Source organism: Cellulomonas sp. P4_D11 (assembly GCF_056401915.1).
The window spans coordinates 72,966-98,151 of record NZ_JBFUIK010000007.1 but is presented as its reverse complement, the minus strand read 5'-3'; the positions used below and the strand labels follow the sequence as shown (position 1 = coordinate 98,151).

The 25,186-nt window shown below is 75.4% G+C and carries 23 protein-coding genes; 12 read left to right on the top strand and 11 right to left on the bottom strand.

Annotated features, from left to right (window positions below; translation table 11 throughout):
- Positions 1-20: 20 nt before the first annotated feature.
- The 3 genes from acs to AC1DT4_RS06635 form a co-directional block, all read right to left on the bottom strand.
- Entirely contained in the window at positions 21-2,033 is a 2,013-nt protein-coding gene (gene acs / locus AC1DT4_RS06645) for an acetate--CoA ligase (protein ID WP_477088982.1), read from the bottom strand.
- 94 nt (positions 2,034-2,127) lie between these two features.
- Positions 2,128-3,216: a hypothetical protein gene (locus AC1DT4_RS06640; RefSeq protein WP_477088981.1), complete on the bottom strand. Its 1,089-nt coding sequence runs from the start codon at positions 3,214-3,216 to the stop codon at positions 2,128-2,130.
- A 55-nt stretch (positions 3,217-3,271) separates the two neighbouring features.
- Positions 3,272-4,117: a formate/nitrite transporter family protein gene (locus AC1DT4_RS06635; protein ID WP_477088980.1), complete on the bottom strand. Its 846-nt coding sequence runs from the start codon at positions 4,115-4,117 to the stop codon at positions 3,272-3,274.
- A gap of 87 nt (positions 4,118-4,204) precedes the next feature.
- Here AC1DT4_RS06635 and AC1DT4_RS06630 point away from each other — a divergent pair, with 87 nt between their 5' ends.
- Both AC1DT4_RS06630 and AC1DT4_RS06625 read left to right on the top strand, forming a co-directional pair.
- Positions 4,205-5,275: an NADH:flavin oxidoreductase/NADH oxidase gene (locus AC1DT4_RS06630; RefSeq protein ID WP_477088979.1), complete on the top strand. Its 1,071-nt coding sequence runs from the start codon at positions 4,205-4,207 to the stop codon at positions 5,273-5,275.
- Between the two features lie 4 nt (positions 5,276-5,279).
- A complete protein-coding gene (locus tag AC1DT4_RS06625) occupies positions 5,280-5,879 on the top strand; it encodes a class I SAM-dependent methyltransferase (RefSeq protein WP_477088978.1) in 600 nt (199 codons plus the stop codon).
- Here AC1DT4_RS06625 and hutI read toward each other — a convergent pair.
- From hutI to hutH, 5 genes are read right to left on the bottom strand one after another with little or no spacing between them, the layout of a single operon-like run.
- Positions 5,876-7,018 (bottom strand): imidazolonepropionase, encoded by a 1,143-nt coding sequence (hutI, locus tag AC1DT4_RS06620; RefSeq protein WP_477088977.1) that lies wholly within the window; start codon positions 7,016-7,018, stop codon positions 5,876-5,878. The two genes, AC1DT4_RS06625 and hutI, sit on opposite strands and share 4 nt — an antisense overlap.
- Complete coding sequence (locus AC1DT4_RS06615) at positions 7,015-8,331, bottom strand: formimidoylglutamate deiminase (RefSeq protein ID WP_477088976.1); 1,317 nt, start codon at positions 8,329-8,331, stop codon at positions 7,015-7,017. The genes hutI and AC1DT4_RS06615 overlap by 4 nt, the downstream gene beginning before the upstream one ends.
- Positions 8,328-9,491 (bottom strand): allantoate amidohydrolase, encoded by a 1,164-nt coding sequence (locus AC1DT4_RS06610; protein ID WP_477088975.1) that lies wholly within the window; start codon positions 9,489-9,491, stop codon positions 8,328-8,330. The genes AC1DT4_RS06615 and AC1DT4_RS06610 overlap by 4 nt, the downstream gene beginning before the upstream one ends.
- Positions 9,488-11,152 carry a urocanate hydratase gene (gene hutU, locus AC1DT4_RS06605; protein WP_477088974.1) on the bottom strand — a complete coding sequence of 555 codons (1,665 nt, stop codon included), beginning with the start codon at positions 11,150-11,152 and terminating at the stop codon, positions 9,488-9,490. Before hutU ends, AC1DT4_RS06610 begins: the two co-directional genes overlap by 4 nt.
- Positions 11,149-12,699, bottom strand: coding sequence for a histidine ammonia-lyase (gene hutH / locus AC1DT4_RS06600; protein WP_477088973.1), 1,551 nt, complete (start codon positions 12,697-12,699; stop codon positions 11,149-11,151). The genes hutU and hutH overlap by 4 nt, the downstream gene beginning before the upstream one ends.
- A gap of 85 nt (positions 12,700-12,784) precedes the next feature.
- On the opposite strand from hutH, the gene AC1DT4_RS06595 reads away from it, so the two are divergent.
- Positions 12,785-13,519, top strand: a complete 735-nt coding sequence (locus AC1DT4_RS06595) for an IclR family transcriptional regulator (RefSeq protein WP_477088972.1) — start codon at positions 12,785-12,787, stop codon at positions 13,517-13,519.
- Here the strand turns inward: AC1DT4_RS06595 and AC1DT4_RS06590 are convergent.
- Entirely contained in the window at positions 13,516-14,910 is a 1,395-nt protein-coding gene (locus tag AC1DT4_RS06590; protein ID WP_477088971.1) for an NAD-dependent malic enzyme, read from the bottom strand. The genes AC1DT4_RS06595 and AC1DT4_RS06590 overlap by 4 nt on opposite strands.
- Positions 14,911-14,944: 34 nt before the next feature.
- Between AC1DT4_RS06590 and AC1DT4_RS06585 the strand changes: the two genes are divergently transcribed.
- The gene (locus AC1DT4_RS06585) at positions 14,945-15,766 is read left to right on the top strand and encodes a Fic family protein (protein ID WP_477088970.1); all 822 of its coding nucleotides are present in this window, start codon (positions 14,945-14,947) and stop codon (positions 15,764-15,766) included.
- 269 nt (positions 15,767-16,035) lie between these two features.
- On the opposite strand, the gene AC1DT4_RS06580 is transcribed toward AC1DT4_RS06585, so the two are convergent.
- The gene (locus tag AC1DT4_RS06580; protein WP_477088969.1) at positions 16,036-16,854 is read right to left on the bottom strand and encodes an HAD family hydrolase; all 819 of its coding nucleotides are present in this window, start codon (positions 16,852-16,854) and stop codon (positions 16,036-16,038) included.
- A 226-nt stretch (positions 16,855-17,080) separates the two neighbouring features.
- Between AC1DT4_RS06580 and ssd the strand changes: the two genes are divergently transcribed.
- The 7 genes from ssd to AC1DT4_RS06545 all read left to right on the top strand — a co-directional run bounded on the left by ssd (position 17,081) and on the right by AC1DT4_RS06545 (position 21,499).
- Positions 17,081-17,842, top strand: a complete 762-nt coding sequence (gene ssd / locus AC1DT4_RS06575; RefSeq protein WP_477088968.1) for a septum site-determining protein Ssd — start codon at positions 17,081-17,083, stop codon at positions 17,840-17,842.
- Positions 17,839-19,017, top strand: a complete 1,179-nt coding sequence (locus AC1DT4_RS06570) for a TadA family conjugal transfer-associated ATPase (protein ID WP_477088967.1) — start codon at positions 17,839-17,841, stop codon at positions 19,015-19,017. The genes ssd and AC1DT4_RS06570 overlap by 4 nt, the downstream gene beginning before the upstream one ends.
- Positions 19,018-19,382: 365 nt before the next feature.
- Positions 19,383-19,700: a type II secretion system F family protein gene (locus AC1DT4_RS06565; protein ID WP_477088966.1), complete on the top strand. Its 318-nt coding sequence runs from the start codon at positions 19,383-19,385 to the stop codon at positions 19,698-19,700.
- The gene (locus AC1DT4_RS06560) at positions 19,697-20,260 is read left to right on the top strand and encodes a type II secretion system F family protein (protein ID WP_477088965.1); all 564 of its coding nucleotides are present in this window, start codon (positions 19,697-19,699) and stop codon (positions 20,258-20,260) included. The genes AC1DT4_RS06565 and AC1DT4_RS06560 overlap by 4 nt, the downstream gene beginning before the upstream one ends.
- Positions 20,261-20,421: 161 nt before the next feature.
- On the top strand, positions 20,422-20,784 hold the full coding sequence (locus tag AC1DT4_RS06555; RefSeq protein ID WP_477088964.1) for a DUF4244 domain-containing protein: 363 nt from the start codon (positions 20,422-20,424) through the stop codon (positions 20,782-20,784).
- Entirely contained in the window at positions 20,781-21,125 is a 345-nt protein-coding gene (locus AC1DT4_RS06550) for a TadE family type IV pilus minor pilin (RefSeq protein WP_477088963.1), read from the top strand. The genes AC1DT4_RS06555 and AC1DT4_RS06550 overlap by 4 nt, the downstream gene beginning before the upstream one ends.
- Positions 21,122-21,499 (top strand): Rv3654c family TadE-like protein, encoded by a 378-nt coding sequence (locus tag AC1DT4_RS06545; protein WP_477088962.1) that lies wholly within the window; start codon positions 21,122-21,124, stop codon positions 21,497-21,499. Before AC1DT4_RS06550 ends, AC1DT4_RS06545 begins: the two co-directional genes overlap by 4 nt.
- A gap of 99 nt (positions 21,500-21,598) precedes the next feature.
- Here AC1DT4_RS06545 and AC1DT4_RS06540 read toward each other — a convergent pair whose 3' ends face one another.
- Complete coding sequence (locus AC1DT4_RS06540) at positions 21,599-24,217, bottom strand: DEAD/DEAH box helicase (RefSeq protein WP_477088961.1); 2,619 nt, start codon at positions 24,215-24,217, stop codon at positions 21,599-21,601.
- A 114-nt stretch (positions 24,218-24,331) separates the two neighbouring features.
- On the opposite strand from AC1DT4_RS06540, the gene AC1DT4_RS06535 reads away from it, so the two are divergent.
- Positions 24,332-25,111: a LamB/YcsF family protein gene (locus tag AC1DT4_RS06535; protein ID WP_477088960.1), complete on the top strand. Its 780-nt coding sequence runs from the start codon at positions 24,332-24,334 to the stop codon at positions 25,109-25,111.
- The last annotated feature ends 75 nt before the right edge of the window (positions 25,112-25,186 follow it).

The following is a 25,186-nucleotide window of genomic DNA, read 5'->3' as shown; positions in this document are numbered from 1 at the left end:
ACCCTGCGCTGCGCTCCGGCTCAGTCCTCCTGCTTCGCTCCCGGAGCCGACAGCCCCTGAGCAATCAGGTCCATGACCGACGAGTCCGCCAGCGTCGTCGCGTCGCCGACCTGACGGTTCTCGGCCACGTCCCGCAGCAGGCGGCGCATGATCTTGCCGGACCGCGTCTTGGGCAGCTCCGCGACCACGAGGATCTGCCGCGGCTTGGCGATCGGGCCGATCTCCTTGGCCACGTGGTTGCGCAGCTCGGTCTGCACGGCGTCCGCGTCCTGGTCGCCGCCACCCGCGTCGCCCCTCAGGATCACGAACGCGACGACGGCCTGCCCGGTGGTCTCGTCGGCGGCCCCGACGACCGCGGCCTCCGCGACCCAGGGGTGCGACACCAGCGCGGACTCGATCTCGGTGGTCGACAGCCGGTGGCCGGACACGTTCATCACGTCGTCCACGCGGCCGAGCAGCCAGATGTCGCCGTCGGCGTCCTTCTTGGCGCCGTCGCCCGCGAAGTACAGGCCCTGGAAGCGGGACCAGTAGGTGTCGACGTAGCGGTCCGGGTCGCCCCAGATGCCGCGCAGCATGGACGGCCACGGCTCGGTGAGCACGAGGTACCCGCCGTGGCCGTTCGGCACGGAGTGCGCCTCGTCGTCCACGACGTCGGCCGCGATGCCCGGCAGCGGGACCTGCGCCGAGCCCGGCTTGGTCTCGGTGACACCGGGCAGCGGGCTGATCATGATGGCGCCGGTCTCCGTCTGCCACCACGTGTCGACGATCGGAGCCTTGTCTCCCCCGATCACCCGGCGGTACCACATCCAGGCCTCGGGGTTGATGGGCTCGCCCACCGACCCGAGCACCCGCAGGCTCGACAGGTCGAACTTGCCGGGGATCTCCTCGCCCCACTTCATGCACGTACGGATCGCGGTGGGCGCCGTGTACAGGATGGAGACCTTGTACTTCTCGATGATCTCCCACCACCGTCCGCGGTGCGGGGTGTCCGGCGTGCCCTCGTAGATCACCTGCGTGGCACCGTTGATCAGCGGCCCGTAGACGACGTACGTGTGGCCCGTGATCCAGCCGATGTCGGCCGTGCACCAGTACACGTCGGTCTCGGGCTTGAGGTCGAAGACGTTACGGTGCGTGTACGCCGCCTGCGTGAGGTAGCCGCCGGTGGTGTGGAAGATGCCCTTCGGCTTCCCGGTGGTGCCGGACGTGTAGAGGATGAACAGCGGGTGCTCGGCCTCGACCGCGACCGGCGTGTGCTGGTCGGAGGCGGGGTCCACCACGTCGGACCACCAGACGTCGACGCCGTCGTTCCACGCCACGTCCTGGCCGGTGCGCTTGACGACGAGGACGTGCTCGACCGACGGCGTGCCCTTGGTCAGCGCCTCGTCGACCGCGGGCTTGAGCGCGCTGGGCGCCCCGCGGCGGTAGCCGCCGTCCGCGGTCACGACGAGCTTGGCCTCGGCGTCGTTGATCCGGCTGCTCAGCGCCTCGGCCGAGAACCCGCCGAACACGACCGAGTGGGGCGCGCCGATGCGGGCGCACGCCAGCATGGTGACGACCGCCTCGGGGATCAGCGGCAGGTAGATGGCGACGCGGTCGCCCGTGCCGACCCCCAGCGCCGTGAAGGCGTTCGCGGCCTTGGACACCTCGCGCTGCAGGTCGGCGTAGGTGACCGTGCGGGTGTCGCCGCCCTCGCCCTCGAAGTGCAGCGCGACGCGGTCGCCGTTGCCGGCCTCGACGTGCCGGTCGACCGCGTTGTACGCCGCGTTGAGCGTCCCGTCGGCGAACCAGCGCGCGAACGGCGCCTTCGACCAGTCGAGGACCTCCTCGAACGGCGTCTCCCAGCTGAGCAGCTCGCGCGCCTGGTCCGCCCAGAAGCTGGGGCGGTCGGCGTTGGCCCACGCGTACAGGTCGAGCTGGGCGTTGGCCTGGGCGGCGAACTCCGCGCTCGGCGGGAACCGGCGGTCCTCGGTGAGCAGGTTCTCGAGGCCGGGCTCGTGGGTCGGGGCGCCCTCGGCGGGCGTGGTGTCGGTCAACGGACGACCTCCTGTGCAGCGACGTCGGTGCAGGTAGGCCCTGGGGCCCGGCTCCGCACTCTAGCCGGACACCCGGCGTCCCCATGCTCCCTGCTCAGACGCGGTGGCGCTCGCGGAACTCCCCGAGGTGCACGCCCCGCCGACGGGCCGACGCCGCCACCAGGCCGGCCAGCAGCAGAAGGAAGCCGGCCGCCAGGACCATGCCGGAGGTCCCCGCGACGGTCACCTGCGTGACCGTGAGGCGCCAGCCCGACGACGTGAGGATGTTGAGCGTCTGCTCGCGCGCGATCGACGGCACGTACAGGTACACGATCCCCGCCAGCGTGAGCAGCGATCCCGCCGTGATGGGCACCGCGGGCGTCCAGAGTGCCAGCAGCAGCACGCAGCCGAGCAGCAGCAGTCCGAGCGAGACGAGCACGATCCCCAGCACCTCGGTGGACGCGTCCCAGCCGTCGACCTGCGCCGCGAGGATGCGCGACTCGCCCAGCAGCAGCACCGCGACGCCGACCGGGCCCAGGATCAGCCCGACCAGGACGCCGAGGATGTGGGAGCCGACCGACGTCGAGCGCGGGGCGTTGGGGTCGGGGAACAGGCGCTCCTCCTCCGCGGCCGGCGCGGTCGCGGCGGGGGTCTCGATGGGCGCCGCGGCCGAGGCGGCACCGTAGGCCGCGACCGGGACGACGGGGTCGGCGACCGGCTCCGCGACCGGCTCGACCGGCGGCGTGGCGGGCGCCGTCGCGACCGGGTCCGGTGCGGGCTCGTCGGGCGGTGTCGGGGCCGGGCGGACGACCGCGTGCCGGCCCGTGTCCGGGACCGGCTCGGCCGTCGTGGCGAGCGGCAGGGTGCCCGTGGCCGCGGGCGGCTCCACCGGGGCGGACTCCGTCGTCGCCGGGGGGGTCGTCTCGACGGAGCTTGTCTCGACGGGGGTCGTCTCGACAGGGGTTGTCTCGACGGGGGTCGTCGTGGGGGGTGCGGCCTCCGCGGCGGGCTCGGGCTCCGGCTCCGGCTCCGGCTCCGTACGTTCCGTCGGGGTCGGCGGGTCCAGCGTCTCGACGGTCGGGGCGACCTCGTGGGCCTGCGCGTCGTCGACGGCCGGGGTGGTCTGCTCGACCGTGGCGGCGGCCTCGTCGGCGGACGATGCCTCGTCGGGACCGCCGGGGCGGGTCGGGTCGGAGGTGCTCATGCGTGCTCCTCGGGCGTTCCACGCGGGTGCGGCGCCGGTCGACGTCGCTGTCCCGTCACCGTATTGCCAGCGGCTCCCGCTCGGCGTGCACCGCGCCCGAGTCGGGCACGTCGGACTCTCGGTGAGCCCCGCGCGGGTGGCTCCCGTACGCGTAGGCCGCGCCCACGAGGATCGCGCCGCCGATCAGGTTGCCGACGCCGACGAGCGCGAGGTTCCGGGCCATCTCCGCGACGCTCGCCCCGGGCAGCCCGCCGTACAGCCCGAGCGCGAAGGTCGTCATGTTCGCCACGACGTGCTCGAAGCCCGAGGTGATGAACACCATCACGCACGCGAGGACGACGGCGATCCGGGCGCCCTCGCTGCGCAGCCGCGCCGCGCACCAGACCGCCAGGCAGACCAGGAGGTTGCAGAGGATCCCCCGGACGAGGAGCTGCCCGGAGGTCTCGTGCGCCTTGTGCTCGATCATCCCGGCCAGCACGGTGCCGCCCGGGGTGCCGGGCGCGAGCACGCCCGACGCGTGGACCAGGAACGCGAAGACCATCGCGCCGGCCAGGTTGCCGACGAGGCACGCGAGGAGCGTCACGCCCGCCCGGCCCCAGCCGATGGCGCCCCGCAGTGCCCCCTGCGTGAGGATCATCATCGCCGAGGTGGCCAGCTCCGCGCCGGCGACGAGCACGATCGTCAGCGCGACGCCGAACACGAGCCCCTGCACGAGCGGCGTCCACGGTGAGCCGGCCACCGCGAGCGGGCCGCCGGCCGTGGCCATGATGAGGACGCCGATGCCGATGTACGCGCCGGCCAGCATGGTGCGGACCAGGAACAGCCCGGGCGTCGCGGTCAGGTAGACCTTGTGGCGGGCGGCCGCCGCCTGGGCGTCGACCGCGTCCGGGATGCTCAGCACGCGTCCATCGTCCACCGGCCCCCGCGGCGGGACGGGGGCCCAAGGGCCCGGGGAATCGGGGAGGTGTCGCGGCGGTTGCGACCGCACGTGACCCTTCTCTTCTCGCCGCTCACCCTTCGGGGTGCCACGTTCGCCAACCGCGCCTGGCTGGCGCCGATGTGCCAGTACTCCGCCGTCGACGGCAGCCCGAACGACTGGCACCTGGTGCACCTCGGCTCGCGGGCGTCGGGCGGTTTCGGCCTGCTCATCGCCGAGGCCACGGCCGTCGTCCCCGAGGGGCGCATCTCCCCGCAGGACACCGGGCTGTGGCACGACCTGCACGTGGCCGAGTGGCGCCGGATCACCGACTTCGTGCACGAGCGCGGCACCAAGATCGGCGTCCAGCTGGCGCACGCCGGCCGCAAGGCGTCGACGTTCTCCCCGTTCTCCGGCGGGCGCGGCTCGGTCCCGCTCGACCAGGGCGGCTGGGCCACCGTCGGGCCGTCCGCGACGGCCTTCCCGGGCTACGCCGAGCCCCGCGCCCTGACCCTCGACGAGATCGCCGCGATCCCGGCCGCCTTCGCCGCCGCCGCGCGCCGGGCCGACCACGCGGGATTCGACGTCGTCGAGCTCCACGCCGCACACGGCTACCTGCTGCACCAGTTCCTCTCGCCGCTGTCCAACGAGCGCGACGACGAGTACGGCGGCCCGCTCGAGAATCGCGCGCGGCTCCTGATCGAGACCGCCGACGCCGTCCGCGCCGCGTGGCCCGACGACAAGCCGCTGTTCGTCCGGCTCTCCGCGACCGACTGGGTCGAGGGCGGGCTCACCGTCGACGAGGTGGCCCAGGTGGCCAAGGAGCTCGGCGGGCACGGCGTCGACCTGGTCGACGTGTCGACCGGCGGCAACGCGCCCGCGACCATCCCGGTCGGGCCCGGCTACCAGGTCCCCGCCGCGCGCGAGGTCCGCGAGACGTCCGGGCTGCCGGTGGCCGCCGTCGGCCTGCTGACCGATCCCGCCCAGGCCGAGGCCGTCCTGGCCGACGGTTCCGCCGACGCGGTGCTGCTGGGCCGCGAGGGGCTGCGCGACCCGTTCTGGCCGCTGCGCGCGGCCCACGAGCTGGGCGACGCCGACGCGGCGGCCTGGCAGCCGCAGTACACGCGCGCGACGTGGGCCTAGGGGCATGACCTTCGACTGGGACGAGCGCTACTCCGCGGCCGAGCGGGTGTGGAGCGGTGAGCCGAACGGCTCGCTGGTCGCGGACGTCGCCGACCTGGCACCGGGCCGCGTGCTCGACGTCGGGTGCGGCGAGGGCGGCGACGCGGTCTGGCTGGCCCGCCGGGGCTGGGCCGTCACGGCGCTCGACGTGTCCGGGGTGGCCCTCGACCGCGCCGCCGCGCACGCGCAGGACGCCGGCGTCGAGATCGCGTGGGTGCATGCGGGACTGGTCGAGGCGGCGCTGCCCGCGTCCTCGTTCGACCTCGTGTCCGTGCAGTACCCCGCCCTGCTGCGCACCCCGGCGCACGACGCCGAGCGCGCCCTCCTGGACGCCGTCGCGCCGGGCGGCGTCCTCCTGGTCGTGCACCACGCCGACGTCGACCGCGAGGAGGCCCTCGCCCGCGGCTTCGACCCCGACGACTACGTCGGTCACCAGGACGTCGTCGACGCCCTCGGCGACGGGTGGGCGGTCGAGGTCGACGAGCGGCGCGGGCGGGCCGTGCCGACGAGCGGCCAGGCGCACCACCACGTCGACGAGGTGCTGCGGGCGCGCCGCCTGAGCTAGAGCACGAGCGCGCGGGCGATCGGGACGCCGGGCCGGTAGGCGAGGTGGCGGGAGGTCGGGGCGTCGAGCACCGCGAGATGGGCCTGCGCCCCGACGGACAGGTGGCCGACGTCGTCGCGACGCAGGGCGTGGGCGCCGCCGAGCGTGGCCGCGCGGACCGCCTCGGCCACCGTCATCCGCATCTCCCGGACGGCGAGCGCGATCATCAGCGGCATCGACGTCGAGAAGCACGTGCCGGGGTTGCAGTCGCTGGCGAGCGCGACCTCCACGCCCGCGTCGAGCAGGCGGCGGGCGTCCGGGTACGGCGAGCGGGTCGAGAACTCGACGCCGGGCAGCAGGGTCGCGACGGTGCCGCCGCCGGCCAGCGCCGTGACGTCGGCGTCGGACAGGTACGTGCAGTGGTCGACGGACGCGGCGCCGAGCTCGACCGCCAGCTGCGCGCCCGGTCCGTGGCCGAGCTGGTTGCCGTGCACCCGCAGGCCCAGGCCGGCGTCCCGCGCCGCGACGAGCACCTGGCGGGCCTCGTCGCCGTCGAACGCGTGCGGGCTCGCGGGCTCGCAGAACACGTCGGCCCAGCGGGCGTGCGGCGCGCAGGCGGCCAGCATCGGACCCGTCACCAGCGCGAGGTAGTCGGCCCGGTCGGTGTCCGCCGGGACGACGTGCGCGCCGAGGAACGTCGTCTCCGGCGTGACCTCGCCGGCGAGGCGCAGCAGGCGCTCCTCGGTGCCGACGTCGAGCCCGTAGCCACTCTTGACCTCGATCGTCGTCGTGCCCTGGCCGCGCGCCTCGGTGACCAGCGCGGCCAGGCGCGCGCGGAGCTCGTCGTCGGACGCCCGGCGCGTCGCGGCGACGGTGGTCGCGATGCCGCCGCCGGTGTACGGCTGCCCGGCCATCCGGGCCTCGAACTCGGCGGACCGGTCGCCCGCGAAGACGAGGTGGGTGTGGGAGTCGACGAAGCCGGGGACCACGGCGGCTCCGCCCAGGTCCGTCCTGCTGTCGGCGGCCGGGGCATCCGTCGCCGAGCCGACCCAGACGATCCGGCCGCCGTCGGACACCAGGGCCGCGTCGAGCAGCGGGCCGTCGAACCGGTCGTCGTGCGTGGTCAGCTCGCCGATGCCGGTGACCAGGTGCGACGTCATCGGGCTCCCTCCCAGGCGGCGCGGATCGCCGTGCGCAGCATCGCGCCCACGTCCCCCAGCACGTGCCGGCCGCCCTCGACACGCACGACGCCGCCCGCGACGACCGTGTCGACGTCGGCGCTCCCGGCGACGAGGACCAGCTGGGCCGGATCGGCGCCGGCCGTGCGCGGGGTGTCGGTGCGGACCGCGACGAGATCGGCCCGCGCTCCGGCGGCGATGCGGCCGCCCGTCGGGTCGCCCAGGCTCGCGTGGCCGCCGGTGGTCAGCAGGTCGACCAGCTCGGCCGGCGTGAAGGCGCCGCGCGACTCGCTCGAGAGCCGCTCGTGCAGCTCCACCGACCGGGCCTCGGCGAGCAGGTCGGTGCGGACGTGCTGGTCGCTGCCGACCGACAGCCGGGCGCCGGCGCTCGCGAGCAGGCCGCCGGGCGCCAGGCCGTCGCCGAGGTCCTGCTCGGTGGACGGGCACAGGCAGACGCCGGTCCGCGTGGACCCGAGGATCGCGATGTCCTCCGGCGTCACGTGGACCGCGTGGATCGCGGTGGTGTCGGGGCCGAGCGCCCCCGCGTCCTCCAGGACCCGCGTGGGCGTCGCGCCGAACGTGGCCAGCGACTGCTCGTTCTCCAGCCGCTGCTCGGACAGGTGCACGTGCAGCGGGCGGCCGGTCGCGTGGGCCGCCACGAGCGGGAGCGCGTCGAGCGGGACCGCGCGGACCGAGTGGATGGCGGCGCCGACCGTGAGCGAGTCGTCGGGGCGGATCGCGGCGACGCGGGCGGCCCAGGCGTCGGCGTCGTGGTCGCCGAACCGTCGTTGCGCGCCCTCGAGCGGAGCGTCGATCCCGCCCGTCAGGTAGGCCGTGTCCAGCAGCGTGATCCGCAGTCCTGCGTCGTGCGCGGCGGTGCGCAGGGCCTCGGCCATGACGTTCGGGTCGTCGTACGGCGTCCCGCCCGGCGCGTGGTGCAGGTAGTGGAACTCGCCGACGGCGGTGACCCCCGCGAGCACCATCTCCGCGTACGTGGCGCGCGCGAGGTCCAGGTACGCGTCCGGGGTGAGCGTCGCGGCGAGCGCGTACATCCGCTCGCGCCAGGTCCAGAACGTGCCGCCGCCGTCGTGCGTCCGACCGCGCAGCGCGCGGTGGAAGGCGTGGGAGTGCGCGTTGGCGAAGCCGGGCAGGACGACGCCCGGGAGGTGGTGGTCGGTCGGCTCCCTCGCGACCCCCGGCGTCACGGCCGTGATGCGGCCGTCGGCCGTCGCGACGCGGACGTCCGCGGCCGGCCCGTCCGGGAGCCACGCCTGCGCCGCCCAGTACGTGCTCACGACAGCAGCCGTTCCAGCGTCGTGGTGAGCGCGTCGATGCCGGCCAGGCAGTCGGCCTCGTCGGCGTCCTCCGCGGGCGCGTGCGAGATGCCCGACGGGTTGCGGACGAAGAGCATGGCGGTCGGGATGCCCGCGGCGGCGAGGATGCCGGCGTCGTGGCCGGCGCCGGTGCCCATCCTGGGTGGGTTCTCGAGGGCGTCAGCGATCATGTCCGCGAGGTCTGTGTCGAGCGCCGTGACCGGGGTCCAGGACTCCTCGGCCGGTGCGTAGTCGTCGAGCGACGCGAGGACCGCGCGGACCGCCGACTCGTCCTCCGCGCGCACGTCCAGCCAGGCCGTGACCTGCGACGGGATCGCGTTGACGCCGTTGGGGTCCACGCTCAGCTTGCCGACGGTCGCGAGCGCGCCGGCGTCCTGCGCGGCCGACCGCACGTGGGCGATGAACGCGGCGAGGTCGAGCATCGGGTCGCGCCGGTCGGCGAGCGGGGTGGTGCCGGCGTGGTTGGCCTGGCCGCGCAGGTCGACGCGCCAGCGGCCGTGCGGCCAGATCATCCGGCCGACGCCCACCGCGTCGCCGGTGTGCACGAGGCCGCGGCCCTGCTCGACGTGCAGCTCGACGAAGGACGCGACGCGGCGCAGGGTCTCGTCGTCGCGGCCGAGCTCCGACGGGTCGTGGCCGGCCGCCGACATCGCGTCGGCCATGGTGACCCCGTCCGCGTCGCGCAGCCCCCGCGCGCGGTCGGCGTCGAGGACGCCGGTGATCAGCCGCGAGCCGGCGCAGGCGACGCCGAAGCGTGCGCCCTCCTCGTCGACGAAGCTCGCGATGCCCAGCGGCCGCGTCGGGGCGAACCCGCGTGCCCGGAGCGCGTCCAGGGCCGCGAAGGCGCTGACCACCCCGAGCGGACCGTCGAACGCCCCGCCGCCGGGCACCGAGTCCAGGTGGCTGCCGGTGACGATCCCCGGGGTCGTGTCGGGGTCGCCCCACCAGGCCCACTGGTTGCCGGCGCGGTCGGTCACCAGGTCGAGGCCGCGTGCCGCCGCCTCACCCGCGAACCACTCGCGCAGTGTCGCGTCCTCGCGGGTCCAGGCGAACCGGCGGTAGCCCCCGTCGGCGGCGCGCCCGACCGGCGACAGGTCCGACCACGTGCCGGCGAACGTCACGCGCCACCCTCGCGCATCGGCACCCGCAGCCCGTTGGTCGCGGCGACCTCGTCGGCCCGCGCGTACCCGGCGTCGACGTGCCGCAGCACGCCCATGCCCGGGTCGTTGGACAGCACGCGCGCGAGCTTGCGCGCGGCGAGGTCGGTGCCGTCGGCCACGGAGACCTGCCCGGCGTGGATCGAGCGGCCCATGCCGACGCCGCCGCCGTGGTGGATGGACACCCACGTGGCCCCCGACGACGCCGCGACCAGGGCGTTCAGCAGCGGCCAGTCGGCGATGGCGTCGGACCCGTCGGCCATGCCCTCGGTCTCGCGGTACGGCGACGCGACCGAGCCGGCGTCGAGGTGGTCGCGGCCGATCACGAGCGGCGCCGAGACCTCGCCGGATGCCACGAGCTCGTTGAACCGCAGCCCGGCGCGGTCCCGCTCGCCGTGCCCGAGCCAGCAGATGCGCGCCGGCAGCCCCTGGAACGCGACCCGGTCCTGCGCGGCGCGGATCCAGCGGTGCAGGTGGTCGTTCTCCGGGAAGAGGTCGAGCACGGCCCGGTCGGTCACGGCGATGTCCCGCGGGTCGCCCGACAGCGCGGCCCAGCGGAACGGGCCCTTGCCCTCGGCGAACAGCGGCCGGATGTACGCCGGCACGAAGCCGGGGAAGTCGAACGCCCGGTCGTAGCCGCCCTGCCGGGCCTCGTCGCGGATCGAGTTGCCGTAGTCGAACACCTCGGCGCCGGCATCCATGAACCCGACCATCGCGCCGACGTGCCGGGCCATCGACGCGCGCGCCCGTTCCGTGAACTCCTCGGGCTTCGCTGCCGCGTAGGACGCCCAGTCCGCGACGTCGACGCCGACCGGGAGGTAGGACAACGGGTCGTGTGCGGATGTCTGGTCGGTGACGACGTCGACCTCGACGCCGCGCTGCAGCAGCTCGGGCAGGACGGCTGCGCAGTTGCCGACGACGCCGACCGACAGTGCTCGCTTCCCCCTGCGCGCTGCGGTGACCAGCGCGATCGCCTCATCGAGACTCGTCGCGACCCGGTCGAGGTAGCGCTCGCGGACCCGCCGGTGCAGCCGCTCGCCGTCGACGTCGACGATCAGGCACGCGCCGCCGTTGAGGGTCACCGCGAGCGGCTGCGCGCCGCCCATCCCGCCGCAGCCACCGGTCACGGTCAGCGTGCCGGCGAGCGTCCCGCCGAACCACTTGGCGGCCACCGCAGCGAGCGTCTCGTAGGTGCCCTGCAGGATGCCCTGCGTGCCGATGTAGATCCACGAGCCCGCGGTCATCTGCCCGTACATGGTCAGGCCGAGCTGCTCGAGCCGGCGGAACTCGGGCCAGGTGGCCCAGTCGCCGACGAGGTTCGAGTTGGCGATGAGCACGCGCGGCGCCCACTCGTGCGTCTGCAGCACCCCGACCGGCTTGCCTGACTGGACCAGCAGCGTCTCGTCGTCGCCGAGCGTGGTCAGCGTCCGCACGATCGCGTCGTACGCGTCCCACGACCGCGCCGCCTTGCCGGTCCCGCCGTAGACCACCAGGTCGTCGGGCCGCTCGGCCACCTCGGGGTCGAGGTTGTTCATGAGCATCCGCAGCGGCGCCTCGGTCTGCCAGCTGCGGGCGGTGAGCGTGGTGCCGCGCGGGGCGCGGACGGGGCGGGGGCCGGCGGTCATGAGCGGGTTCCTTCCATTCCAGCGAGCGCAGTGGCGGCGACCTCACCGCTACGGACCGCGTCGGCCGCGGTCTCGAGGTCGGGGGAGAGGTAGGTGTCCGGTCCGGGACCGGGGATGCCCGCGGCGCGCAGGAGGTCCCTGACGGCCCCCGTGACGGGCGAGGGTGTCAGCGGCGCGCGCAGGTCCATCGCACGGGCGGCCGTGAGGAGCTCGATGCCGAGCACGCGGGTCAGGGCGTCGATCGACCGGCGCAGCTTGCGGGCCGCGTGCCAGCCCATCGACACGTGGTCCTCCTGCATCGCCGACGACGGGATCGAGTCGACGCTCGCCGGCACCGCGAGCCGCTTGAGCTCGGAGACCAGGCCGGCCGCGGTGTACTGCGCGATCATCAGCCCGGAGTCGACGCCGGGGTCGTGCGCCAGGAACGCGGGGAGCCCGTGGTTGCGGGAGACGTCGAGGAACCGGTCCGTGCGGCGCTCCGACATGCTCGCGACGTCGGCGACGGCGATCGCGAGGAAGTCGAGCACGTAGCCCACCGGAGCACCGTGGAAGTTGCCGTTCGACTCGACGCGCCCGTCGTCGGTGATCACGGGGTTGTCGATCGCGGCCTGCAGCTCGCGCTCGGCGACGGTCCGGGCGTGTGAGACGGTGTCGCGGGCTGCGCCGTGCACCTGCGGCGCGCAGCGCAACGAGTAGGCGTCCTGCACGCGGGTGCAGTCCGGGGTCTTGTGGCTCGCCATGATCCCGGAGCCGTGCAGCGCGGCCCGGATGTTCGCGGCGGAGGCGGCCTGTCCGGGGTGCGGGCGCAGGCCCTGGAGGTCGGCCGCGAACACGGCGTCCGTGCCCAGCAGCGACTCGACGCTCATCGCCGCGGCGACGTCCGCCGTCGTCAGCAGGGTGTCCAGGTCGTGCAGCGCCAGCGCGAGCATGCCGAGCATGCCGTCCGTGCCGTTGATCAGCGCGAGGCCCTCCTTCTCGGTGAGCGTCACCGGCACGATGCCCGCCTCGGCCGCGGTCATGAGCGTGCCGTCGGCGTCGCGGACCTCGCCCTCGCCCATGAGCGCCAGCGCGCAGTGGGCCAGCGGGGCGAGGTCGCCCGAGCAGCCGAGGGAGCCGTACTCGCGGACGACGGGCGTGATGCCGGAGTCGAGCATCGCGGCGTACGCGCTCGCGGTCTCCGGGCGGACGCCCGTGTGGCCGGTGGCCAGGGTGGACAGGCGCAGCACCATGAGCGCACGGACCACCTCGCGCTCGACCTCGGGCCCCGTGCTCGCCGCGTGCGAGCGGACGAGGCTGCGCTGCAGGTCGCGGCGCTTGTCGGCCGGGATGGACAGGGTGGCCAGCGCGCCGAAGCCTGTCGAGATGCCGTAGTGCGGCTGGGTGTCGCGGGCGAGGTCGTCGACGACCTCGCGTCCGCGGGCGATGGCCGCCAGGGCCTCGGCGGACAGCCGGACGTTCGCGCCGTGCCGGGCGACGGCGACCACGTCGGCGATCGAGAGGGGGCCGGTGCCGACGACGACGGTGTCGGTGGCGGTGCTGATGCTCATGGTTCATGACACCGCGGCGCGACGCCGGCTCCTAGGTGCTCGGACCGAGTAGTGTCTGGCATCCCAGACACTCGGAGCCGCCCCGATGAGCGACGTCCCCGCCGCCGACGCCACCCTCCGGCTGCTGCGCCACCTCTCGCGCACCGGTCCGCTCCCGGCCGTCGCCCTGGCGACCGCCCTCGACCTGCCGCGGTCGACGACGTACCACCTGCTCTCCGTCCTCACCGAGCACGGGTTCGTCGTCCATCTGCCCGAGGAGCGGCGCTACGGGCTGGGACTGGGCGCGTTCGAGCTGGGGTCGGCCTACTCCCGGCAGGCGCCGCTGGCTCGCGCGGCGCGGCCGGTCCTCGCCCGGTTGGTCGACCAGGTCGGCGAGAGCGCGCACCTCGCGGTGCTGCACGGGCGGGACGTCCTCTACGTGGTCGAGGAACGGGCGGCCGGGCGGCCCGTGCTGGTGACGGACGTCGGCGTGCGGCTGCCCGCGCACCTCACCGCCAGCGGGCGGGCGATCCTCGCCGACCTGCCGCCGGCGCAGGTCCGAGCCCTGTTCCCGGACCGCGGGGCCTTCGTCGACCGCACGGGCGTCGGTCCTCGTCGGCTCTCCGAGCTGCGCACCGTCCTCTCGGAGGCGCGACGCGTCGGCTGGGCGCAGGAGCACGGTGACGTGACCACCGGGTTCGGATCGGTCGCCGTCGCGGTCCGCGACCACACCGGGCACCCGATCGCCGGGCTCGCGGTCACGTTCGCCGACGGCGACGTCCCGCCGGACCTCGTCGTCGCCACCCAGCGCGCCGCCGCCGCGCTCGCCCGACGGGTCTAGATGTCGTACGTCGCGTGCGCGGCCTTCGTCACCGCCGCCGCGACCACAGTGGTGACCTCGGGATTGAAGACGCTGGGCACGATGTACGTCGGGTTGAGCTCCTCGTCGGTGACCACCGACGCCAGGGCGTAGGCCGCGGCCAGCAGCATGCGGTCGTTGATCCGGTGCGACTGCGCGTCCAGGAGCCCGCGGAACACGCCGGGGAACGCGAGCACGTTGTTGATCTGGTTGGCGAAGTCGGAGCGACCGGTGCCGACGACGGCCGCGTACTTCGCCGCGTCGTCGGGGTCGACCTCCGGTCGGGGGTTGGCCAGCGCGAACACGATCGAGTCCGGGGCCATCGTCGCGACGTCCTCGCCGGTGATCACGTCCGGCGCCGAGACGCCGATGAAGACGTCGGCGTCCCGCAGGGCGTCGGGGATCGAGCCCGAGATGCCTCGCGGGTTCGTCACGCTCGCGGTCCAGAACAGGGACTCGTCGAGTCCCGGCCGGTCCGCGCGGACGACCCCCTCGATGTCCGCCACCACCACGTCCTTCGCTCCGGCCGCCAGCAGGAGCCTGAGCACCGCCGTGCCCGCCGCCCCCGCGCCCGACATGACGATCCGGACCGTGGCGAGGTCCTTCTTCACCACCTTGAGCGCGTTGGTCAGTGCCGCGACGACGACGATCGCCGTGCCGTGCTGGTCGTCGTGGAACACCGGGATGTCCAGCCGCTCGCGCAGGCGCCGCTCGATCTCGAAGCACCGCGGAGCCGAGATGTCCTCGAGGTTGATGCCCGCGAACACCGGGGCGATCGCGCAGATGGTCTCGACGATCTGGTCCACGTCCGTGGTGTCCAGCGCGATGGGGAAGGCGTCGATCCCGGCGAACCGCTTGAACAGCACGGCCTTGCCCTCCATGACCGGCAGGCTGGCCAACGGCCCGATGTTGCCGAGCCCGAGGACCGCGGTGCCGTCCGTGACGACGGCGATCGTGTTGCGCTTGATGGTCAGGCGGCGGGCGTCCTCGGGGTGGGCGGCGATCGCCTCGCAGACGCGCGCGACGCCCGGGGTGTAGGCCATCGACAGGTCGTCGCGGTTGCGCAGCGGCACCTTCGACTCGATGGAGAGCTTGCCGCCGATGTGCATGAGGAAGGTGCGGTCGCTGACGCGTTCGACGACCACGCCGTCGAGGACCTTGAGGGCCTCCACGATGTCGGCCGCGTGCTGCTCGCCCCGCGTCGCGCACGTGACGTCGACCGTCATCTGCTCGTGGCCCGACGCCGTGACGTCGAGGGCGGTGACGATGCCGCCGGCCTTCTCGATCGCCGTCGTGAGCTCGCTCACGGCCGTCGGTCGGGCCTGCACCTCCAGCCGCGCCGTGATGGACGAGGAGACGCTCGGTGACACCATCTCGCCATTGTGGCCTCTTCCGTAGGGTGGGCGCGTGCCCGACCCCCTCGCACCCCTCCTCGCGCTCCCCGGGGTCCGTGAGTCCGTCGAGCGGTCCCGCGTCGCCTGCGAGGAGCTCCGGTGGCACGAGGCCTACCGGCGGCGCGGGTCCGAGGTGCGGGCCGAGGCCGGCCTGCGGGCGACCCGGTCGTCGTGCGCGATCGAGGGCGTGCGCGTGCCGCTGACGCTGGTCCGGTCCTTGGCGACCGAGGGCGGGCACGCGCCCGTCGTCGTCGGCGCCCTCCGTGCGACCGCGCTGGTCGAGGGGCTCATGCCCCCGTTGGGCTCGCGCGGAGCGGTCGCGCTGCCGCCCCTGCGTCAGCTCCTGGTGCGGGTGCACCTCGCGGTCGGCGAGGGCTGGCTGGGCGACTCCGACCTGGGCGTCCTGCGCTCGGTCGAGCCCCCGCAGGATCTCACCGGCCTCGGGGAAGCCCCCGTCGGCGACGCGTTGGCGGCCCGGCTCGACCTTCTCGACGACGCCGTGCGCGCCTCCTCGGTGCCCGCCCTCGTCGTCGGCGCCGTCGTGCACGGAGAGCTCCTGGCCCTCCGGCCGTTCCGAGCCGGCAACGGGCTCGCGGCGCGGGCGGTCGCCCGCCTGCTGCTGACGGCGCGGGGGCTCGACCCGACGGGCTCGGTGGTCCCCGAAGCCACGTGGGCCGCCGCGCTCAACCCGTACCTCGGCGGGGCCGCCGGGTTCGCGACGGGGACGCCCGACGGGGTCGCCGCGTGGATCCGGGCCTACGGGACTGCCGTGGTCGAGGGCGCGGGCGAGGGGCGGGCGGTCGCGGATGCCGTGCTGGCGGGGTCGCTCGCCTAGGACGACGAACGACGGCGCCCCGTGGGGCGCCGCCGCCAACAGCCGACCGGAAGGTGATCAGGCGTGCACCGGTGTCGGTCGCGACGGGACCAGCCCGGTCGACCTGCCCATAGGTGGGCTCTCCTGCGCGTGGGTACCCTCGCGGTCATGCAGTTGTGATCCTTTGGTACCGCAGGTCCTCGACGAGCGGAACCCCGGGCGGCGACCGCGCAGGCCAGTCGCCCGCGCCCGCCGGATGCTGGGACGCTCGTCCGTGATGCGGGACGATCTCAGGCGGCTCGACGCCGCCGACGAACGAGGACCCAGGTGAGGACGAGCGCCGCGACGACGAGCGCGACACCGCCCACGGAGGCGATCCGCGCGGTCTTCTTGAACGAGAACAGCGCGACCGGCCGGACGAACGCGAGCGTGCCCCAGCCGCGCTCCAGGGCGAGCCGGCGCAGCGCCTTGTCGGGGTTCACCGCGAACGCGTGGCCGACCGTGCCGAGCATCGGGGCGTCGGTGATCGAGTCGGAGTACGCGTAGCTGGAGTCGAGGTCGTACCCCTCGACCGCGGCCAGCTCCCGGATGGCCGACGCCTTGTTCTCGCCGTACGCGTAGAAGTCGATCTCGCCCGTGTACCGGCCGTCGACCACCGTCATCCGCGTCGCGATGACCCGGTCCGCGCCGAGGATCGCGGCGATCGGCTCCACCACCTCGGCGCCCGACGCGGAGACCACCACGACGTCCCGTCCCGCGGCGTGGTGCGCCTCGATCAGCGCCACGGCCTCCGCGTACACGGTCGGGTCGATGGACTCGTGCAGGGTCTCGGCGACGATCGCCGACACCTGCGCCACGTCCCAGCCGGCCACCATGCGGGACAGCTGCGCGCGCAGGCGTTCCGTCTGGTCCTCGTCGGCACCCCCGACCAGGTAGAGCAGCTGCGCATAGGCCGTGCGCAGCACCGAGCGGCGCGTGAGCAGGCCCTCCGCGAGGAACGGGCGGGAGAACGCGGTGGCCGACGACGTCGCGATGATCGTCTTGTCGAGGTCGAAGAACGCCGCCTCGCGCAGCGACGTCGCGGCGTCGTGCGTCGGTTCCTCGTCCATGCTGCTCCGGGGCCGTGGTGGTGGGGGCGCGCACGACGCCGGTGGGTGCCGTGCGGTTCGCCGCGAGCCTAGTGGCCGGCGCCGACACGTCCAGCGAGCCGACCACAGCCCGCCCTGCCGCTGTGGTGTCCACCTCTTTGTGCTCCGCAGGGTCACGGCGGCCTCCGCGACGGCAGGGTGCGTCGTGCGCCGACGGCCAGGTCGGGCGGGACGAGAGGTGCACCTGATGACCCCCCTCGACGGGGCCCGATCGGTCCTCCCGGCCTGGCCGGCGGTCGTCACGCCCGCCCGGCGCGCGCTCGTGCTCGGCGTGGTCGGCGGCCGCGGCGGCGCCGGCGCCTCGACGCTGGCCGCCTCCGTCGCCCGCTCCCTCGCGCACCGGACCGCGACCGTCCTGGTGGACCTCGACCGCGCGTCGGGCGGGATCGACGTGCTCCTCGGGCTCGAGTCCGCGGACGGCGTGCGCTGGCCCGACCTCGCGGACGCGCGCGGCGACGTGTCCGGCGCGGACGTGCTCGCGCTGCTGCCGCGGTGGGGGGCCTGCGCGGTGCTCAGCGCGGACCGCGACCGTCCGGGCGCGCCCGAGCCGGCGGTCGTCGCCGACGTCCTGCACGCGCTGACGCTCGAGGCGGGAGCGCTCGTGGTGGACCTCGACCGCCCCGCGACGGTGGCCGGGGAGTCGGTCGCGGGGGCGTGCGACGCGGTGCTCGTGGTCGCGCCGCGGGACCTGCGCACGGTCGCGGGGGTCCTGGCCCTGCGACCCCGGCTGGACGGCGTGCCCACGTGGCTCGTCGCCCGCGGCCCCGCGCCCGGCGGCCTCGGAGCGTCCGAGCTGTCGGCCGCGGCCGGGCTGCCCGTGCTGTCGACGCTGCCGCCCGACAGGGCACTTCCGTCGGCGCTCGAGCACGGTGCGCTGCCGCGGCGCGGTCGGACGGCCCGGGCCGTCGTCCGGCTCGTCGGTGCGCTCGAGCGGGAGCTCGGACGGTGACGCCGGTCGGTCCGGAGTTCCTCGACGCCGTCCGGGCGCGGGTCGGCCGGGACTCGGACGCGGTCGGCGCCGCCGTCGAGGCCGCGGCGCGGGACGCCGGCGCGGTGCTGGGCTCCAGCGCCCTCGGGTCGGTGACCCGGACCGTCCGCGACGAGCTGTTCGGGGCGGGTCAGCTGCAGGTGCTGCTGGAGGACCCGCAGGTGACGGACGTGCTGGTCAACGGCCCGCGGGACGTCTGGGTCGAGCGTGCGGGGCGGCTGGTCCGGACCGCGGTGGACCTCGGGACCGCCGAGGACGTGCGGACGCTCGCCGTGCGGCTGGCGGCCGCGGGTGGCCAGCGCCTGGACGACGCCTCGCCGGCCGTCGACGCCCGGCTCCCCGACGGGACCCGGCTGCACGCGGTGCTGCCGCCGATCGCCGACGCGGGTGCCCTGATCAGCCTGCGGGCGGTGCGGTCGCGCGCGTTCACCCTCGACCAGCTCGTGGCGTCGGGCACGCTGGCGCCGGCCCTGGTCCCGGTGGTCCGTGCGCTCGTCACCTCGCGCGCCAACCTGCTGGTCTCGGGGGCGACCGGCTCGGGCAAGACCACCTTGCTGGCGGCCCTGCTCTCGCTCGTGCCGCACGACGAGCGCATCCTCGTCGTCGAGGAGGCCGGCGAGCTCGCGCCGGCGCACCCGCACGTCGTCCGCCTGCTCTCCCGGCGGGCCAACGTCGACGGCGCCGGCCGCGTCGACCTGGCGGACCTGGTCCGGCACGCCCTGCGCATGCGGCCCGACCGCATCGTGCTCGGGGAGTGTCGCGGCGCCGAGGTCCGCGAGGTGCTCACCGCCCTGAACACCGGGCACGACGGCGGCTGCGCGACGGTGCACGCCAACGCGGCCGCGGACGTGCCCGCCCGGCTCGAGGCGCTCGCCGCCCTGGCCGGGATGTCGCGGGACGCCGTGGCGGCGCAGGCGTCCAGCGCGTTCGACGCGGTCCTTCATCTCCGACGGGTCTCCGCGGACCGCGGCCGGCGCTATCTGGCCGAGGTCGGCGTCGTGCGGCGCGACTCGTCCGGCGCGCTCGAGGTCGCGTGCGCCCTTCGCTGCGACGCGGCGGGCGTGACCGAGTCCGGACCGGGCTGGCCGCAGCTCGCAGCCCGGCTCGGGCTCGCGGGCGTCGGGGACGCGCGATGAGCGTGGCCGTCGGCCTGCTGGTGGCGCTCGCGGTTCTGGTCGTGTGCGGAGGGCGCCGGCGGTGGTTGGCGGGGGGCGCTGACCGCCGACCCGGGGCAGCGGGCGCGCGATCGCCGGGCCGCGCGGAGAGGGACGTCTCAGCGATCCTGCTGGCGACGTCGGCGCAGCTTCGGGCTGGTGCGAGCCCGACCGACGCGTGGGCCTACGCGCTCGGCTCCCCAGAGCCCACGGTGGAGTCGCTCCTGGCGGCGACGGCTCGGGCGGGTCCGCCAGGGCGCCGTCGTGCGGAGCGCGGTCGGTTCCGTCTGCGCTGGCGCCGTGCCGACCGGCGCAGCGACGGTGCGCGTCAGCGGGCCCTCGCCGTCGTGGCGGCCGCGCGCCTCTCCGACGAGCTCGGTGCGCCTCTGGCCGGCGTGCTGGAGCGGATCGCCTCCGCCGTCGCGGCCGACGAGGAGGCCGAGGGCGAGCGCCGGGCGGCGCTGGCGGGCCCGCGCGCGACAGCCCGGGTGCTGGCGTGGCTGCCGCTGCTCGGCCTGGTGCTCGGCGCGGTGCTCGGGGCCGATCCCCTCGGCGTCGTCCTGTCGGGCGGGCTCGGGACGACGGCAGCGGCCCTCGGCGTGGGACTGCTCCTGGTCGGCCGGTGGTGGACCGCGGCCCTCCTGCGCCGGGCCGCCCGGCCGTGAGCCCGGTCGCCGTCGCGATGGTGGTGGCGGTGTCGGTGTCCGCGGCGACCGCACCGTGGTGGTGGGTGAGCGCGGGGCCGGTGGACCGCCCGCGCGCGGTCGCGCGGGTCGTGCGCCGGTCGGCACCTCCGACGCCCGTGGACGCGGTCCTGCTCCTCGACCTGATCGACGTCGCGATCGCCGCCGGGGCATCGGTGCCGCGGGCGTTGGCGGCGGTGGGCGAGGCTGTCGGGGGAGTCCAGGGAGACGCGCTGACCGCGGGCGCGACCGCCCTGCTCCTGGGTGCGCCCTGGCAGTCAGCATGGGCGGGAGCCGCGCCGCCGCTGGCCGAGGCCGTCTCCGTCCTGGAACCGAGCTGGACCACGGGGTCGGCGCCCGGACCCGCGTTGCGCGGGCGCGCGGGTCAGATTCGGCGGGACCGCCGCACCCGTTCCCGGGCGGCGGCCGGCGCGCTCGGGGTCCACCTCGTCCTGCCGCTGGGCCTCTGCTTCCTGCCCGCGTTCGTCCTGCTGGGACTCGTGCCGATGATCCTCAGCCTGGCCGGCGACCTGTTCGGGTGACGCCCGTGACGCACGGCGACCGCTCAGCGCTGCCGAGCCGTCCACAGCCCGCGCGTCGGTCGTGCCGTCCACGACTTCGCCGTCGAGCCCCACGGCCGCTCCCGCTCCGGCCGACTCTGGTGCGGCGCCGGAACCTCCGTGGCGCGACGAGAGGAGACGTCATGACGATCGACACCACAGGAACGTCAGAGCCGGCGGGGACCTGCCTGTCGAACCCGCGGGATGACGGCGACGGGCCGACTCCCGCCGCGGCCGCCGCCATCCGGCCGGTCGCTCCGGTCCTCGCCGACGTGCTGCTCGCGACGCGCCGACGCCGCGCGGTGCTGCCACGGCTGGGTCCGGTCTGGCACGCCCGCGCCCGGCGCGTGGGCGGGCAGGTGGCCGACGCCGGGATGGCCACGGCCGAGTACGCGATCGCGACGCTGGCTGCGGTGGGCTTCGCCGGGTTGCTCGTCGTGATCCTCAAGGGGAACGAGGTGAAGGGGCTGCTCATGGGCATCATCCGGCAGGCGCTGTCGCTGTGAGCGGCGCGGCGCGCTCGGACCGGGGCAGTGTCACGGCCGAGATGGCGGTCGGGCTGCCGGCCGTCGCGCTCCTGCTGGTCGCACTGCTCACGGTCGCTTCGGCGGCGATCGCGCAGACGCGGTGCACCGACGCGGCGCGCGCCGGAGCCCGGGCGGCGGCGCTCGGGGAGACGGATGAGACGGTGAGCGCGACGGCGCGGCGGGTGGCCGGCGGGAGCGCCACCGTCGACGTCGGTCGTGCGGGCGGGTGGGTCACCGTGGAGGTCTCGGCGGCGATCGGCGCGTGGCAAGGCGCGCCGGTGCGCGCACACGCCACTGCGGTGGCGAAGGCGGAGCCGTGATCCGGAAGTGCCGCCTCCCGTCCTCCGACCGCGGTTCCGGCACCGTGCTGCTCCTCGCGCTGATGGCGGCGGCGCTGGTCGTCGCCGGGCTCCTCGGGCTGCTCGCCTCCGCGCAGCTGGCTCGCGGGCGAGCGCAGTCGGCCGCGGACCTCGGGGCGCTCGCCGGTGCAACCGCCCTGCGCGACGCCGCCGGTCCGGAGGCGTGCGCGGCAGCCGCCGAGGTGGTCCGGCGCAACGGCGCTCGGCTGGCCGACTGCGCGGACGAGGGGTCCGGCGTCGTGCGGGTCCGGGTGGTGGTCCGGGCCGCTGCCGGGGACGCCACGGCCGGCGCACGATCGGGTCCGTCCTCGGTTCGCGAGGCGGTCGCCGAATGACCCGACAAGGGGCGGCGGGTCCGTCGTCGGCCAGTGGGGAGTCGCCGAGTGAGACGGCAATCAGCGGCGCGTCCGTGCCGGCTCGAGAGGGGCGGTGGGTCAGGAGGTCGGGGCGTGGGCAAGCACGGCGTCGAGGAGGCGGATCGCGGCGGCCTTCTCGAGCGGGCTGTTGGCGTTGCCGCACTTGGGGGACTGGACGCACGCGGGGCAGCCGGAGAAGCAGCGGCAGGCGGCGATCGCGTCGCGGGTGGCTCGGAGCCAGGTCGCGCCGAGCGTGAAGCCGCGCTCCGCGAAGCCGGCGCCGCCGGGGTAGGCGTCGTGCACGAAGACGGTCGCCTGTTCGGTGTCGACGTGCAGCGCGGTGGACAGGCCGCCGAGGTCCCAGCGGTCGCAGGTCGCCAGGAGCGGGAGGAGGCCGATCGACGCGTGCTCGGCGGCGTGCAGGGCGCCGGGGGCGGTCTCGACGGTGACGCCGGCCGCCAGAAGGACCTCGGCCGGCGCGGTCCACCAGACGGCCGTCGTGCGCAGCGTCCGAGCGGGCAGGTCGAGCTCCTCGCTGCCCAGCACCTGCAGGTCGGGGATGCGTTTGCGCTGGTAGCCGAGGACCTTCGTCGTGACGTCGACGGAACCGAATCCCCAGGTCACCGGCCCCCAGGGCACCTCGGCGTCGACGGACTGGATCTCCGTGGTCGTGACCCATCGGGCCCAGGTGCCGTAGTCGACGTCGCGACGGGTGACCAGTGCGACGCCGTCCTCGAGGCGCAGCTCGTCGACGACGAACGTGGCCCCCTGGTGGACGTAGACCGCGCCGTCGTGCACGGTCGAGTCCGCGGACCCGGCATCGACCGTGCCGAGCATGCGTCCGGTGACGGACTCGACCACGCGCACCGGGTCGCCGCCGGACCCGCGCAGGTCGGTCAGGCGACTCGCCGACTCGTTGTGGGTCCAGTACCAGCCGGACGGCCGTCGACGCAGCGTGCCGCGCTGGACCAGCTCGCCGAGCAGCTCCGCGGTCCGCGGGCCGAACAGGTCGAGCTCCTCGGACCGCAGGGGCAGCTCGGCCGCGGCGGCGCACAGGTGCGGGGCGAGCACGTACGGGTTGGTGGTGTCGAACACCGTCGCCTCGACCGGGGTGTCGAAGATGGCCTCGGCGTGGTGCACCAGGAAGGTGTCGAGCGGGTCCTCGCGCGCGACGAGGACGACGAGCCCGTCGGTGCCTGCCCGCCCGGCGCGGCCGGCCTGCTGCCACAGCGACACCCGGGTGCCGGGCCAGCCGGCGATCAGGACGGCGTCGAGCCCCGAGATGTCGACCCCGAGCTCGAGGGCGTTGGTGGTCGCGAGAGCGCGCAGCGACCCGGACCGGATGGCGGCCTCGAGCGCGCGGCGCTCCTCCGGGAGGTAGCCGCCGCGGTACGCGGAGACGGAGTGGGCGAGCGTGGGGTCGATCTCCTCGAGGTGCGCCCGCGTGGTGGCCGCCACCGACTCGGCACCGCGTCGCGACCGCGTGAACGCGAGGGTGCGGGCGCCCGCAGCGGTGAGGTCGGCGAGGAGGTCGGCGATCTCGGCGGTCGCGGTGCGGCGGGGGCGGTCGGGCGACTCCGCGACGACGCGCTCGCCTGTGCCGAGCGGCCCGGAGCCCTCGGTGCCTTGGAAGGCGACCGCGAGCAGGTCGGCCAGCACGACGGGGTCGTCGGACCGGTCGAGCGCGGGCCGGTCGGTGTCGGCGACGGGCACGCCCCAGATGTCGTCGGGAGCCGGCGGGCTCAGGTCGTCCACCCCGCGGGTCACGTGCGCAGGGAGGGCGAGCGGGGTGGCCCAGGGGTCGTCGGCGGGGAGCAGCGACGACCACGGGGCCTCGACGCCGGGCAGCTCCGGCGGCTGCCAGAGCACGAACGTCTTGCGGCCGGCCGGGGAGGCGTCGTCGGTGACGGCGGTGACCTCGGACGGCTCGACGCCGATCAGCCGCGCCGCGCTCGCGGCCGGGTCGGACGTCGTCGCGGACGCCAGCAGGAACGTCGGCGTCGCACCGTAGGAGGCGGCGAGCCGGCGCAGTCGCCGCAGGACGAGCCCGACGTGCGCGCCGAAGACGCCCCGGAACGCGTGGCACTCGTCGACGACGACGTACCTGAGCGACCCGAGCAGCCGCGCCCAGCGCCGGTGCTGGGGGAGCAGCGCGAAGTGCAGGAAGTCGGGGTTCGTGAGCACCACGTCCGCGTGCTCCTGGACCCAGCGCCGCTCGTCGAGCGAGGTGTCGCCGTCGCACGTGGCCACGCGGACGTCGCGCGTGCTCGCGGCGACCAGCAGGCGGTCCAGGGCGGCCAGCTGGTCCGCGGCGAGCGCCTTGGTCGGGCACAGGTACAGCGTGGTGGCGCGGCGGCTGACGGTCTCGATGCGGCCGGGGTCGAGCAGGGATCCGGCCGCAGCGGCGCGGCTGGTGGTGAGCGCGGGGAGCCAGAACGCCAGCGACTTGCCGGAGCCGGTCGAGGTGGCCAGCACCGTGTGGCGGCCGGACCAGGCGGCGTCGGCGGCCTCGACCTGGTGCAACCAGGGGCGGTCCACGCCGAGCGACCGGTACCCGTGGATCAGGTCGGCGTCAGCCCACGCGGGCCAGTCCGCCTGCGTGCCGGGGCGCGCCGGGATCTGTCGCACGTGCGTCGCTCGATCTGCTCGCCGTCCAGCGGCGAGCAGCACGTCGAGCAGCTCACCGGTGCGGACCACGCGCACATCCTCGCACCGGGCGAGGACGTGACCGGCAGGCGTGATCGGCGCGCGTGACGGGCACGACGGGACGAACCTGCAGCGACCGACGGCCGGGCGGGGCAGGATCGGGGGATGGCCACGCGGATCGATCTCAACTGCGACCTCGGCGAGGAGATCGACCCCTGGACACCCGGGGTCGACGGCCTCGACGCGCAGCTGCTCGACGTGGTGACCAGCGCGAACGTCGCCTGCGGCTTCCACGCCGGAGACGAGCGGATCATGGCCGCGGTCTGTCGTGCGGCGGCGGAGCGCGGCGTCGCGGTCGGGGCGCACGTGTCCTACCTCGACCGCGAGCACTTCGGCCGCCGGTTCCTCGACGTCCCGGCGGACGAGCTCCAGGCGCAGGTCGCGCAGCAGCTCGCGACGCTGCGGCGGATCGCGCGCGGCGTCGGCGCGCGCGTGGCCTATGTGAAACCGCACGGTGCCCTCTACAACGCGGTCGTCCACCACGAGGCGCACGCTCGGGCCGTCGTCGACGCCGTCGGTGACCTGCCGGTCGTCGGGCTGCCCGGGTCCGCCGTCCTCGTCGCGGCGTCGCGCCGTGGCCTGCGAGCGGTCACCGAGGCGTTCGCCGACCGCGGGTACCGCGCCGACGGCACGCTGGTCCCGCGCGCGGAGCCGGGTGCGCTGGTCACCGACGCCGACGAGGTTGCCGCGCGCGTCGTGCGACTCGCCACCGAGGGATTCGTGCGCGCCGTCGACGGCACCGATGTGCGCGTCGGGGCGGAGTCGGTGTGCGTGCACTCGGACACCCCGGGTGCCGCGGCCCTCGCGGTCTCGGTCCGCGGTGCGCTCGAGGCCGGCGGGGTGCGCGTCGAGCMGTTCGTCGCGCCCAATCCGTCCACGCGCTGACGGCGCGCCCTCGGCGGCGCCGGACGCCCGCCGAGCGGCCGGGTCGTGCTCGCCCGTGACGACCGCCCGTCGGGC